This is a genomic window from Hirschia baltica ATCC 49814 (genome assembly GCF_000023785.1).
Lineage (GTDB): Bacteria > Pseudomonadota > Alphaproteobacteria > Caulobacterales > Hyphomonadaceae > Hirschia > Hirschia baltica.
Genome location: NC_012982.1, coordinates 954,743 through 967,180, shown reverse-complemented (window position 1 = coordinate 967,180; position 12,438 = coordinate 954,743). Strand labels below are relative to the sequence as shown.

Here is a 12,438-nt window from a genome sequence, read left to right as displayed (position 1 = left end):
GAACAGCCCAAATGAAAAACCTAGAAAGCAATTTATCAATCGCCGTTTTAGCTATCGCAGCTCTATCTATTGGCGGAATTGTCGCCCCCGCAGCTTCTGCCCAAGAACCTGTTCAATTTGAATTCAGCTATTCCGCTGAAGAACTGCAAACTGAAGCTGGGAAACACAATGTAATGGAACGTATTGAAGCTGGCGCCAAAAGAGCTTGCTCAATGTCATCACAACGCCTGACTTTGCTTAACCAACGTCTTCAAAACGAATGTGTGACAATCGCTATGGATGATGCCGTAAAATCCATTCAAGCATCGCAACAATTAGCACAACGCCAAGCGATTAAATCGTCAAGTTAAGTGTTGTCACTAAAAATTGCCTGGTCCCCCCGCTCACACCCACTTGCGGTCAGGCAATATAAAAGGTCGGAGTTCCCATATCTCCGACCTTTTTTCATGATGATTTAAAATCACCTCTTAGAGAATATCATTTAAAGCTTCAAACATAAAAACATGGCGGCGCGCCACATCTTCGGCGCTTTGACTATATCCACCACCCAGCACACCAACCACCGGCACGCCCAAGTCTCGGCAAGTGTTGGCAACCCATTTATCACGCGCCTGCAATCCAGCATCAGACAGGTTTAACAATCCAAGCCTATCTTCAATATGAGGATCTACACCCGCATTATAAAAGACAATCTGCGGTGATGATCGCTCCAGCGCTTCACAAAGAGACCATTTCAATGCTGCCAAATAAGCCTCGTCTTCTAGCCCCTTGGCCAATCCAACGTCCAAATCAGACGGCGGTTTTTCACGTGGCCAATTGTCTTCGCAATGCATGGAAAAAGTGAAAACGCGTTGATCATTGGCAAATATGCGCGCGCTTCCATCTCCATGATGGACATCAAGATCAACGATTAAAACACGCTCTACCAATTTAGCGTTGAGCATGTTTAAAACCGCAACGGCGACATCATTAAACACACAAAAACCTGCTCCATAATCATAGCCAGCATGATGCGATCCTCCCGCAGTATTAGCCGCAGCACCGTGTTTCAATGCAAGTTTTCCAGCCAGCAAACTGCCCGCAGCAGATGCCCTTGCACGATTGGAAACATCAATTGACCACTCAAATCCGAGTTTCTTTTGAGCGGCTCTATCTAAATTCCCAGAAAGAACAGCAGCCACATATTGAACGCTATGAGCAGCACTTAACTCCTCTGCCGAAGCCAATTCAGGTAGGTGAAAACTATTTGGATATGCAAGACCTGCTTCCATAAGCTTTAGCGGCAAAAGCGAATATTTTCGCATAGGAAAACGATGCTTATCAGATACCGAAGATGCGTCATATAAAGGATGATGAACAATAGGAAGCATAATTATCGCTACTACAAAACTAGCCCTATTTGCAATCTATTCTCAAATTTGGCACAAAAAAGCGCCCTACATTCTCATGTCAGGCGCTTTTTAGGTATTTCGTCGTTTTTATTTTTTATTCTTGAGCGTTTCGATCAACACTTCAATGTCACCATTCGATTGATCTAGCGTCGAAGAAAACTGAGCACGCTGCTCAATGGCAAACCAAAAACCTAAAGCTTCAACATCGACAACATTCCATTGATCTTGACGTTTCAGAACACGCCAATTCACCTTCTGAATGTCTCCATCCGCCGTTTTGACTTCTGTTTTCACAACAGCATCATTTGGCTTGCGCTTTACGGTTTCGATAATTTTTATATCGGCACCTTCAAACCCAGACAGGTGCGACCTAAATTGCTGTGCAGCATATTTTTCAAACGCTACTTTAAAACGTCCAAATTCTTCATCAGTCAGACTGCGACCGTAACGCCCAAGTGTGAAGCGCGCCACACGATCAATATCAAGAAAGACTAAAAGCGCCTCTGCTTCTTGTTGGCTAATCGAACCATCATTTAAAAATTCAATCGCGGACTGTCCTGCTAGGTCAACGAGACCTCTAGCATCCAATTTTGAAACATCTTCTTTAACAGAATTCGTCACACCTGTTTTGACAAGGTAGGGCGATGACACTTGCGCTGCAGCCACAGGGACTGACAACAAGATTGCTGTTGATAACAAAAGTTTCTTCATAACGTAGATCCCTTGCGATTGCTTAACAGTACAACACGTCAGCATTAATATAGTTCCCTATCGAAACTTGAAAATTTCAAATAAGTTTTCAGCCATCAGAAACAAGATGCCAGCAATCACGCCTTATTCAGGTATCATTCAACTCATTGTGATCGAGTTATTGCGAGCGCGCGCGATGCCCTCTAAAGATAGTTTCGCTCTTTGAGAGAGCGATGACTAAGGCACAAACCTTTGGCCATTAACCTTCCAACGGATTTAAAGCTCTCATATGCACAGTTTGCCAATTTTGACTCGCAAAGATGTCCTGTCCCAAGCTTGGCCTATTTTGCTTTCTCAAGCTTCCATACCTTTGGTTGGACTAGTTGATACGGCCATTATTGGGCGCACAGGAGACGCGACAGAGCTTGCTGGCGTCGCCTTGGGCGCTTCAGTGATCGGCTTCATATTTTGGAGTTTCGGTTTCCTTCGTATGGGCGTCACCGGCCTAACCGCGCAGGCTATAGGCGCAGATAACACAAACGAAGTTCAGTCAATTCTTGTGCGGTCGGTTTTAATTGGATGTATTATCGGTGCCGTCCTCACCATTTTGCAATTACTATTTATTTCAACGGCATTCCAAATTCTGCAAGCCGGCCCAGACGTTGAAACCGCTGCCACAGGCTATGCCTCTGCTCGATTTTGGGGAGCCCCTGCTATCCTTGCAAGTTACGCAATCAATGGTTGGCTCCTTGGCCTTGGAAAAAGCAAATGGGCGTTAGCGCTTCAAATCATCACCAATTCCGCAAACATATTATTGGATCTTTATTTCGTCATTGAATTAGACATGGGAGCCGAAGGCGTTGGCTGGGGAACAGCTATAGCAGAATGGTGTGCCCTTATCTCTGGTTTAATCATTTGTGCAGTCCTCATCTCCAAAAATGGTGGGCTAAAACCACATATTCTCCAGCTCACTTCTCTTTTGAACAAAGACCGCCTCAAGCATATGTTTGCCGTGAATGGCAATATTATGATCCGAACAATGGCGCTTTTGGCGCTTTTGACATGGTTTGCAAATTCAGGCGCACGCCAAGGTGAAATACAGCTTGCCGCCAATCACGTACTCATGCAGATGCTGACGGTTTCCGCATTTGTCCTAGATGCTTTTGCGGTAACAGCTGAAGCGCGCGTCGGTGCAGCTTTTGGCGCAAAATCAAAACAACACTTCTGGAATGCCGTCAAACTCACAACTGAATTTGCATTTAGCGGGGCATTGTTAGCAGCAATCGCTATCTATTTTGGCGGCAATACTTTTATTGATATCGTCGTTAAAAATCAGGAAATTGTACAAACTGCAAAATTGTTTTTGCCTATGGCGGCCGCTGCACCTGTGCTGGGTGTTGTTGCTTGGCAATTGGACGGGATTTTCATTGGAACAACCAACACCGCCGCAATGCGCTCAAGCACAGTGATGACATTAATCATATATATTGCATTGGATTTGGCGCTACACCCAATGGGCAATTGGGGTGTATGGATAGCCTTCAATGCCTCTTATGTTTTACGGGCAATAACACTTGGTGCCTTCCTACCTCAGTTAATTCATCGTATTGACGCAAATAAATAATCAAACCAAGTGGATGATCTCAATGTCGAGCAATACAGAAAATAATGCTGATTTGAACGAAACACTTCAAAAGCCAGATTCATCCAATCAAGATAAAATAGACAAGGTTTCCGATGTCGAGGCACTCGCTAGACTGTTGGATTCTCGTTTTACCATTCCCGGCTTCAATATGAAATTCGGGATAGACAGCTTAATCGGATTAATTCCCGGAATTGGCGATGTCCTAACTGCGATATTGGGACTTTATATCATTGTCAGGGCTATGCATCTTGGAGCCTCTTTCCTTCTCATCGTTCGCATGTTGATCAATTTGCTTGTCGACATGATTTTGGGGGCTTTCCCATTCCTAGGTGATATATTCGACCTCGCCTTCAGGTCTAACTCCATGAACATCAATATGCTTGTTAGACATCTGGAGAAAAAGGGAGAAAAAACGGACGCAATACACAATGCCTAGTGCTTACAGGTCTGCACCTACAGCTTCACTTAGCTGACTAAAGCCATCTGCTTCCAGCAATTGATCTAAACCATTTAGAATTTCGGGAATGAGCGCTGCGCCTTCATAAACAAGTGCCGAATACAATTGAAAACAATGGGCACCTGCGCGTATTTTGAGATATGCAGATTTAGCATCATGAATGCCTCCTGCTCCAATAATATCCAATTGCCCATCGGCTATCCGTGCGACTTGTTTTAAAACCTGTGTCGATTTCTCAAACAAAGGCTTTCCAGATAATCCGCCTGTTTGCTTTGCATTTTCACTTTGCAAAAAGCTAGGACGCTCAATGGTCGTATTGGATACGATCAGCCCTGTCATTCCCTTAGCGAGAAGAACAGTGTCAACAATATCCCTTATCGCTTCTTCATCAATATCAGGCGCTATTTTTAAGAATACGGGGCGTTTGGTTTTATGCCGATCTTCCATTTCAAGAATGGTTTCAGACGCAGCCGTCAGTAATGCGCTCAGATCGGATTTATTTTGAAGCCCTCTCAGTCCTGGTGTGTTGGGGGATGAAATATTGAGGGTTATATAAGCACAATATTGCCAAACAGCCTTAATCCCATCGACATAATCACCAACCCGTTTTTCACCTTCAGACGTTTTATTGGCACCCACATTCGCACCGACAACACCCTGATTGGCCGCACCATTTTTCAAACGGTGAACAAAGCTGTCCAATCCAGAATTATTAAACCCCATGCGATTGATAACACCGCCATCTTCTTTCAATCTGAAGAGACGCGGTTTTGGGTTTCCGTCTTGTAGCTGCGGCGTCACCGTTCCACATTCAACAAAGCCACAGCCTAGCGCGAGGCTGGGTACAAAAGCATCTGCGTTTTTATCAAACCCTGCGGCTATGCCCAACGGATTTGGCAAATCCAATCCTGAAATTGGCAAATGAACTTTTAGACGCTCAGATTGCTTTTTTGACAGCGGCTTTGCTTTGCCAGCCAATCCAAACTTCATCGCCGCTATCGTTGCTCGATGCGCTGTTTCTGGCGGCAATTGCTGAATAAGCGCGAGGCCCAACACATCAATTATTGTCATTCAGGCAACTCAAATTTGAGAGCATCATCTGGGGCCTGCGGCGCACCAGATGGCCCAATGTCCATATACCAGACCTTTATCGCCTGATTTGCTCTCACTTCACCATAGACATGCGGGAATTTGTCATTTCCACGAGACACTTCCCATTTCAATTGATCACCAAAAGCATTAGCATCAAAGGCAATCAAAACGGCTTCTTCCTCGCCTTGAAACCACTTATCTAGCGTCTCTTGCACCTGAAAAGCTGTTGAAAAATGCACATAGCCATCAGCTATGTCCACGGGCGCTTGTACTAGCTCACCAGCAATAGCTGCTTGCCAAGCCGTCGCATCCAATATTTTAAAAAGTAATCGATTTTCCATAATGACGTTTTGACCAACAATCACGCTTTAATCCAGAGTAAATTCATTATTTACGTCGCCTTTGTCATTAAAAAATCACGATGCAGGACCTAGAACTACGGAAAACTGAAAAAATCTCCAATTAGGACGTTCAACAATCGCGTAGAAGTGATTAGAAGAGTCCTGAGAATGGTTAAAAGCCTTCACATTAAGTATGAAGGATAGATTTTTACGGCCATAGTATAGTTTAAGTTGAGTTTGTCCCGGCATAGGAAAACCTATGCGATACTAAAAAACGTAGAGAAGATATGGAAACCGAGACTTTATTGCCTGCCAAATTGAAAGAAATTCAAGAGGCGCTTGAGAACAATAATCGCAACAAAGCAGCCCGCCTTCTCACGGAGCAAGCCAAAGATCTACCAGAGGAAACTGTTCACCGCCTTGGTCTTGCACAATTAGCTGCAACCATAGGTGAAACAGCGACAACTCGCTTTTATGCAACCCATGCAGTTGCAGGTGATTCAAGCTCCAATACTGCGCTTAAAGCTGCGACACTTCTTGCTGATGTTGGAGACTATCCAAACGCAATAAAAATGGCGCACCGTGTCGTAAAAACAGCAAAGGACTTTGCACCCGGCTGGAACATTTTGGGCACATTGCAAGCTCAGCAGGGACAATTTGCTGAAGCGGAAGAAAGCCTTAAAAAAGCGATTTTCATTCAGCCTAAATCGGCCATTCACTGGCTAGAATTAGCGACAATACACAACTTCACGCCCGATGATCCTATCGTAAAAGATCTACTAAAACTTCAAAGCACGATAGGTTCAACCTCACAAACGAACCAAGGTATCTATCTTTACGCACTCTCCAAAATGATGCGTGATTTAGGCGAAACAGAACAAGCATGGCATGCATTGAATGTTGGTGCGAATTTGATGAACAAAGCGGCACCATATGACAAAGAGAATAACCGTAAAAATGTAGACGACATCCTCGCCTCCATTCGTCAAAACACCTTCGCGCAATTGAAACCAAGTCCCGACACATCCAATCGTGCAATTTTCGTATTTGGAAATCTACGTTCAGGCGGAACCCTTATCCAGCGTATGCTCGTGGGACATCCAGATGTCGCTGGCGGTGATTCCACCGGATTATTCTCATTGGCCGCCGCGACACTTAAAGGCGTATCATCCGAAGAATTGCTTCAACTTCAGTCAAAATACGAAAACCCCTGGCGCGATATGGCGGCAGCATATTACCACATGATCAAATCACGCTTTGGTGCTGAAGGCCGTATTGTCGACCGCACATTGGCGCAAGCACGTCTTGCCCCAATCATTCACCACGCAATGCCAAAAGCACCTCTCATCTGGATCCGCCGCAACATTGAAGACACTGCGTATTCACAATTCAAAACATGTTTTGCCAATGGTGGTAGATGGTCCTTTAATCAAGAAAACCTTGGTGAACACCTCGCACAAGAAGAAAAGCTCTTCGAAGCAATTGCACCTTCCCTTGGCGATGCACTCCTCATTGTCAATTATGAAGATTTGGTCGCAAATCCAGAAGCAGAACGTGCACGCATTTACGCACATTGCGGATTAGACGCTTCAGCTGAAATTCAACCCACACATGCTGTGCCAAACAATCCAATTGTCAGCTCCAGTATTGTTGGGATTAGCAAACCAATCTACACCGATGCCATTGGAAAAGGCGCTGCCAACGCGCAATACATGTCGGCATTTAAAACTGCATATGCAGCAGCCAAAGCCTAGTCCGTTTTATTATGCAAGACAGACAACACAATCAGCTTGAACTCAGATTAAAGCGATAGTGAACTTCTATTTAACCCGCCTATTTTATGAATATGGCGGGTTAAATTTTGAAAGACTCATGCCTATGGTTGTTTCACGATCAAGAACATCCATATCCATTAAGCTTCCATAGAAATTATTACAGAAAGTCGTCCGCGTAGATGTCTAAAAAACACGGTAAAAATGCGTTTTTCTTTGTCTTGATTGTCGTGTTAATGGACATGATCGGCTTTGGACTTGTGATGCCGGTTATGCCGCAACTTATTTCCGAACTCACTGGTTTAGAAAACGTAGAAGCTGTTGCTTGGGCCGGACCAATCATCGCTGTCTACGCACTTATGAATTTCATATTTGGACCATTGCTAGGCGGCATATCAGATCGCTTTGGTCGTCGGCCTGTCATCCTGATTTCTGTTGCTATGCTGGGCGTGAATTTTCTAATTAGCGGATTAGCTTCGTCCATCTGGATGCTATTTATCGGGCGCGTCTTATCTGGAATATCTGGAGCGACCTTTTCAACAGCCAATGCTTATATTGCCGACGTAACAGAGCCAGAAAATCGCGGCAAAGCATTTGGAATGATTGGGGCAATGTTTGGTCTTGGCTTCATCATCGGGCCTGCATTGGGCGGTATTTTGGGGGACATACACATGCGTGCCCCTTTCTTTGCTGCAGCAGCGCTTTCTTTCATCTCATTTTTATATGGTTTGTTTGTGCTACCGGAATCTTTAGATCCCGAAAACAGACGCTCGTTTGATCTAGCCCGGGCCAATCCTTTTGGTGCATTCAAACACTTTGTGAAACTCCCCCATATCGCGTGGCTATTGCTAGCTGTCGGCTTGTTTTCTCTGGCACATAATGTCTACCCAGCTATTTGGTCATTCCACGGCGAAATCCGATATAATTGGACAGCCAAAGAAATTGGGATTTCACTCAGTATAATGGGATTAACTGCCGCTATCGTACAAGGCGGTTTGATAGGTATAGTTATCAAACGCTTTGGCTCGGCAAACACAGTGTGGCTAGGCCTCAGCGTCTCAATCCTTTGTTATATTGGATTTGCTTTCGCCGGATTGCCTTGGATCGTCTATATGATCATCCCGTTTTCTGCGTTGGGTGGTTTAACCATGCCAGCCTTAAATGCAATCACTTCTTCACAAACAGCCAAAAACGCACAAGGCGAACTTCAAGGGGCACAAAGTAGTCTACAAGCCCTTGCTCAGATTATCGCCCCTATCATGATGACTCAGGTGTTATCTAGCTTTTCAGCAGAAGATGCGCCCATACAATTCATAGGTGCGCCTTTCATATTGGCAGCAGTACTCGCTTTATGTGCCGCACCCTTTATCTGGATCGGTTTAAAACATACCGATGCCAAGAAAATAGATGATGCCAAAGCAGTTCTCGCCACGCCACTTGACCAAGAAACACAGCAAATTCCATAAAAAAACGCGCTGAACCAATGCTCAGCGCGTTGCTTTTTCTTTAAATTTTGTGTCGAGACTATTTGGCGATTTTACCAGCCAAAACGCCTAGAATGCCGCCACCTACACCGCCTTCAATAAGGTTGGCAAGCATACGCATCATGTCTCCGCCGCCCATAATGGATGCAAGATCCAGATTGACCATCTCTGATAATTGCCCGGCTCCAACGCCGCCTGCAACACCGCCGATAAGCCCCATAATCGTGCCTAAATTCCCTTTGCCGCCGACAAGCTTCATAAGAATCGGGCCAAGCACAGCACCTCCGACTCCATTTAACAGCAGTGGAAATAAATCTTGCATAATCAAACCCCTATCACATGCATTTCTATATTTTTGACAAAGAACAAATCATCTTCAGAAGATATTCGCAAAGCAAATACTTCTTCAAGCCCAATTTATAACACTCAAACATAATCAAAGCATTTGCGCAAAAGCTTGATGCAGTTGAAACACCTAGCCGAAAACGACCGTCTTGTTTTGATTGCTAAAAATACGCCCCTCAGTGTGGAGTTTAACAGCACGCGCAAGCACGCGCGCTTCTGTATCACGGCCTAATGCAGCCATATCTTCAGCTGTTAGCCGATGGTCAGCAGGTTCAACCGCCTGAGAGATAATCGGACCTTCATCCAAATCCGGCGTCACATAATGCGCTGTCGCTCCCACCAGCTTTACACCGCGATCAAAGGCCTGATGATAAGGTTTTGCTCCCTTAAACGATGGCAAGAAGGAGTGATGTATATTGATACATCTTCCCTCTAGTTTACGGCACATATCATCTGATAAGACCTGCATATACCTCGCCAATACAACGAGGTCTGCCTTCACATCCTCAATCACATCCAGCATACGCTCTTCAGCTTGCGGCTTGTTATCCTTGTTCACCGGTACATGGTAATAAGGCACATCATGCCTTTCCGCTAACCAACCACATGTCAGGTGATTGGATATAATCGCTGAAATATTGATATTGAGAGCACCAGTGCGGTGTCGATACAATAAGTCGTTCAAACAATGATCCCCCTTGGAGACCAATATCACCACATTGGGTTTAACTTTCGCATCTCTCAATTCCCAATCCATACCCCATTTTTTGGCAACAGGTTCGAATTCCGAACTGAAATTTGACCGAGAAAACGCGTTGCTTTCAGGAATGAATTTGACACGATAGAAAAACAGGCCAGTCGCTGGATCTCCAAAGTTTGCACTTTCGGTGATAAACAACCGTCGATCTGATAAAAAACGCGCCACTTCAGACACAAGCCCGATTGAATCCTTACATGATAGGCGAAGAATGAAGCTGTCATTGTCAGGAATAGAATTCATGGCTTGTAAGTCGTCCTTATAAAATGCATCAGTGTGCAAATAGCCATCGCACCAGCATTGTGCAAGCAAGAGATTTTAATACACGTGAATAAACGAGAATATTCATCGCCTAAACGCCCTGCTCTCTTTCTTGATAGAGATGGTGTCATAAATGTCGACAAAGGCTATGTCGACACACCTGATGGCTTTGAGTTTATACCTGGCGCAATCGACACAATAGCCGCTTTTAACAAAGCAAACTGGCGTGTTTTCGTCGTCACCAATCAGACAGGTATCGCGCATGGACATTATACCGAAGAAGATATGTTCCGCGTCCATGCATATATGCAATCTCAATTATCCAAGCACAACGCCTCAATAGACCGTATCTATTACTGCCCTTATGATATACGCGGCAGCGTCACGCGCTATTGCATCGAGAGTGAAGATCGCAAACCAGCTTCCGGCATGTTGCTAAAAGCTATGGAAGACTTCCCAACAATTGAAGAAGCCTCATTCCTGATTGGTGATAAGCCTACAGACATAACCGCCGCCCAAGGTGCGGGCATCAAAAGCTATCTGTTTAAGGCAGATAACTTGCTCGAATTTGTTCAAACAATCAAAGACGAAAACATCCAGAAAGTTTTTGATTCCGCCAGCTGATAGGGTTCAGGGTTCACATCTCAAGCTGTTGATCTAACCACCCAACACGCCTGCTATAGCAGCCTTAGCGGCAAGGATAGGACTAACAAGATGCGTACGTCCGCCGCGTCCTTGCCGGCCTTCAAAATTCCGGTTGGATGTTGAGGCACACCGCTCTTGAGGAGCTAATGTATCTGGGTTCATCCCCAAACACATGGAACACCCTGGTTCACGCCATTCAAAACCTGATTCAAGAAAAATCTTGTCTAGGCCTTCTTCTTCAGCTTGTGCGCGGACAAGTCCTGATCCCGGCACCGCCATTGCGCGTACTCCTGTCGCAACTTTTTTGCCCTTAACAACTTCTGCAGCTGCACGAAAATCTTCAATTCGTGAATTGGTGCAAGACCCGATAAAGACGCGATCAATTTTCAGGTCTTTAAGTGGTTCACCAGCCTTTATACCCATATATTCCAACGCGCGTTCAGCAGCGGAGCGTTTGATAGGATCGGCAATCTCAGACGGAATTGGCGCATTTGCGCTTAGAGGCAATGCCTGCTCGGGTGATGTTCCCCAAGTTGCAGTCGGGCCGACATCTTCAGCACGAATTTCAACAATCTCATCCCAATTGGCATCTTTATCTGAAAACAATGTTTTCCAATAAGAAAGCGCCGCTTCCCATTGTCCGGCTTTGGGCGCAGATGGACGTCCTTGAATATAATCAAATGTCGTTTGGTCAGGCGCAACCAAACCCGCACGCGCCCCCCCCTCAATCGACAGATTACACAAAGTCATACGAGACTCCATCGACATATTCTCGATAGTTTCTCCCATAAATTCCATCACACATCCCGTACCACCAGCTGTTCCAATGATCGAAATTAAGTGCAAAGCAAGGTCTTTGGCACCCACACCTTCTTGAAATTTACCGCTGACTTTAACAGCCATGTTTTTCATTTTGCGGGCACGCAAAGTCTGCGTTGCTAGCACATGCTCGACTTCAGACGTCCCAATACCATGCGCAAGGGCTCCAAAAGCACCATGCGTCGACGTGTGGCTGTCTCCACATACAATCGTCATTCCCGGCTGCGTACGCCCTTGTTCAGGACCAACCACGTGCACAATGCCGTTATTGATGTGTCCCATCGGGTAAAATTCAATGCCGTGTTCTTTGACATTAGCAGATAGCATTTCAAGCTGAGTCTTGGCTTGAATATCCTTCACACCATCCAGACCAGCTGCCTGATTTTCAGTGGGTGTATTATGATCTGCCGTTGCCAGCGTAAGATCTGGACGTCGTACTTTGCGTCCAGCAGCTTTCAAGCCAGCAAAAGCCTGCGGCGTTGTCACTTCATGTATCAAGTGCAAATCAATGAATAAAAGCGCTTCACCTGTCTGTGCATTTTCATGCGTTAGGTGAGCATCCCAAATTTTGTCATAAAGAGTTTTGTGTGTCATGGCGCTTATATGCCGCTTCAAATCACGTGATGCAAGCAGCACATGAGCTGAATTTCAAAAATCAAATGCGATTGCAAATCTTTTGCATTGATGCATTCTCACAATAGGCGCACTATATGCCTATAAGAGCCATTTCTGATTCAAT

At 45.2% G+C, this 12,438-nt stretch carries 13 protein-coding genes; 6 read left to right on the top strand and 7 right to left on the bottom strand.

Features of this window, described 5'->3' with window-relative positions; translation table 11 throughout:
- Positions 1-11 precede the first annotated feature (11 nt).
- A complete protein-coding gene (locus HBAL_RS04565; protein WP_015826752.1) occupies positions 12-350 on the top strand; it encodes a UrcA family protein in 339 nt (112 codons plus the stop codon).
- 117 nt (positions 351-467) lie between these two features.
- Here the strand turns inward: HBAL_RS04565 and HBAL_RS04560 are convergent, their stop codons facing one another.
- Entirely contained in the window at positions 468-1,370 is a 903-nt protein-coding gene (locus tag HBAL_RS04560; protein WP_015826751.1) for a histone deacetylase family protein, read from the bottom strand.
- Positions 1,371-1,478: 108 nt separating this feature from the next.
- Positions 1,479-2,102, bottom strand: coding sequence for an MlaC/ttg2D family ABC transporter substrate-binding protein (locus HBAL_RS04555; RefSeq protein ID WP_015826750.1), 624 nt, complete (start codon positions 2,100-2,102; stop codon positions 1,479-1,481).
- A gap of 268 nt (positions 2,103-2,370) precedes the next feature.
- On the opposite strand from HBAL_RS04555, the gene HBAL_RS04550 reads away from it, so the two are divergent.
- Both HBAL_RS04550 and HBAL_RS04545 read left to right on the top strand, forming a co-directional pair.
- Positions 2,371-3,705, top strand: coding sequence for an MATE family efflux transporter (locus HBAL_RS04550; protein ID WP_015826749.1), 1,335 nt, complete (start codon positions 2,371-2,373; stop codon positions 3,703-3,705).
- A gap of 22 nt (positions 3,706-3,727) precedes the next feature.
- On the top strand, positions 3,728-4,162 hold the full coding sequence (locus HBAL_RS04545; RefSeq protein WP_015826748.1) for a DUF4112 domain-containing protein: 435 nt from the start codon (positions 3,728-3,730) through the stop codon (positions 4,160-4,162).
- 3 nt (positions 4,163-4,165) lie between these two features.
- Here HBAL_RS04545 and HBAL_RS04540 read toward each other — a convergent pair whose 3' ends face one another.
- Positions 4,166-5,254, bottom strand: coding sequence for a quinone-dependent dihydroorotate dehydrogenase (locus HBAL_RS04540; protein ID WP_015826747.1), 1,089 nt, complete (start codon positions 5,252-5,254; stop codon positions 4,166-4,168).
- Complete coding sequence (locus tag HBAL_RS04535) at positions 5,251-5,640, bottom strand: DUF952 domain-containing protein (protein WP_015826746.1); 390 nt, start codon at positions 5,638-5,640, stop codon at positions 5,251-5,253. Before HBAL_RS04535 ends, HBAL_RS04540 begins: the two co-directional genes overlap by 4 nt.
- A 263-nt stretch (positions 5,641-5,903) precedes the next feature.
- Here HBAL_RS04535 and HBAL_RS04530 point away from each other — a divergent pair, with 263 nt between their 5' ends.
- Both HBAL_RS04530 and HBAL_RS04525 read left to right on the top strand, forming a co-directional pair.
- A complete protein-coding gene (locus HBAL_RS04530) occupies positions 5,904-7,370 on the top strand; it encodes a tetratricopeptide repeat-containing sulfotransferase family protein (RefSeq protein WP_015826744.1) in 1,467 nt (488 codons plus the stop codon).
- 200 nt (positions 7,371-7,570) lie between these two features.
- Entirely contained in the window at positions 7,571-8,854 is a 1,284-nt protein-coding gene (locus HBAL_RS04525; protein ID WP_015826743.1) for a TCR/Tet family MFS transporter, read from the top strand.
- Between the two features lie 58 nt (positions 8,855-8,912).
- Here HBAL_RS04525 and HBAL_RS04520 read toward each other — a convergent pair whose 3' ends face one another.
- Both HBAL_RS04520 and purU read right to left on the bottom strand, forming a co-directional pair.
- The gene (locus HBAL_RS04520; RefSeq protein WP_015826742.1) at positions 8,913-9,194 is read right to left on the bottom strand and encodes a hypothetical protein; all 282 of its coding nucleotides are present in this window, start codon (positions 9,192-9,194) and stop codon (positions 8,913-8,915) included.
- A 153-nt stretch (positions 9,195-9,347) separates the two neighbouring features.
- Positions 9,348-10,217, bottom strand: coding sequence for a formyltetrahydrofolate deformylase (gene purU / locus HBAL_RS04515; protein ID WP_015826741.1), 870 nt, complete (start codon positions 10,215-10,217; stop codon positions 9,348-9,350).
- Positions 10,218-10,301: 84 nt separating this feature from the next.
- Between purU and HBAL_RS04510 the strand changes: the two genes are divergently transcribed.
- Entirely contained in the window at positions 10,302-10,859 is a 558-nt protein-coding gene (locus HBAL_RS04510; protein ID WP_015826740.1) for a D-glycero-alpha-D-manno-heptose-1,7-bisphosphate 7-phosphatase, read from the top strand.
- Positions 10,860-10,892: 33 nt separating this feature from the next.
- Here the strand turns inward: HBAL_RS04510 and leuC are convergent, their stop codons facing one another.
- Positions 10,893-12,293 (bottom strand): 3-isopropylmalate dehydratase large subunit, encoded by a 1,401-nt coding sequence (leuC, locus tag HBAL_RS04505; protein ID WP_015826739.1) that lies wholly within the window; start codon positions 12,291-12,293, stop codon positions 10,893-10,895.
- Positions 12,294-12,438 lie beyond the last annotated feature (145 nt).

What these genes read in the sequence shown, in the direction of transcription:
- HBAL_RS04565 (WP_015826752.1), top strand. Translation starts at nt 12, where the DNA reads ATGAAAAACCTAGAAAGCAATTTATCAATCGCCGTTTTAGCTATCGCA.
- HBAL_RS04560 (WP_015826751.1), bottom strand. Translation starts at nt 1,370, where the DNA reads ATGCTTCCTATTGTTCATCATCCTTTATATGACGCATCTTCGGTATCT.
- HBAL_RS04555 (WP_015826750.1), bottom strand. Translation starts at nt 2,102, where the DNA reads ATGAAGAAACTTTTGTTATCAACAGCAATCTTGTTGTCAGTCCCTGTG.
- HBAL_RS04550 (WP_015826749.1), top strand. Translation starts at nt 2,371, where the DNA reads ATGCACAGTTTGCCAATTTTGACTCGCAAAGATGTCCTGTCCCAAGCT.
- HBAL_RS04545 (WP_015826748.1), top strand. Translation starts at nt 3,728, where the DNA reads ATGTCGAGCAATACAGAAAATAATGCTGATTTGAACGAAACACTTCAA.
- HBAL_RS04540 (WP_015826747.1), bottom strand. Translation starts at nt 5,254, where the DNA reads ATGACAATAATTGATGTGTTGGGCCTCGCGCTTATTCAGCAATTGCCG.
- HBAL_RS04530 (WP_015826744.1), top strand. Translation starts at nt 5,904, where the DNA reads ATGGAAACCGAGACTTTATTGCCTGCCAAATTGAAAGAAATTCAAGAG.
- HBAL_RS04525 (WP_015826743.1), top strand. Translation starts at nt 7,571, where the DNA reads ATGTCTAAAAAACACGGTAAAAATGCGTTTTTCTTTGTCTTGATTGTC.
- HBAL_RS04520 (WP_015826742.1), bottom strand. Translation starts at nt 9,194, where the DNA reads ATGCAAGATTTATTTCCACTGCTGTTAAATGGAGTCGGAGGTGCTGTG.
- purU (WP_015826741.1), bottom strand. Translation starts at nt 10,217, where the DNA reads ATGAATTCTATTCCTGACAATGACAGCTTCATTCTTCGCCTATCATGT.
- leuC (WP_015826739.1), bottom strand. Translation starts at nt 12,293, where the DNA reads ATGACACACAAAACTCTTTATGACAAAATTTGGGATGCTCACCTAACG.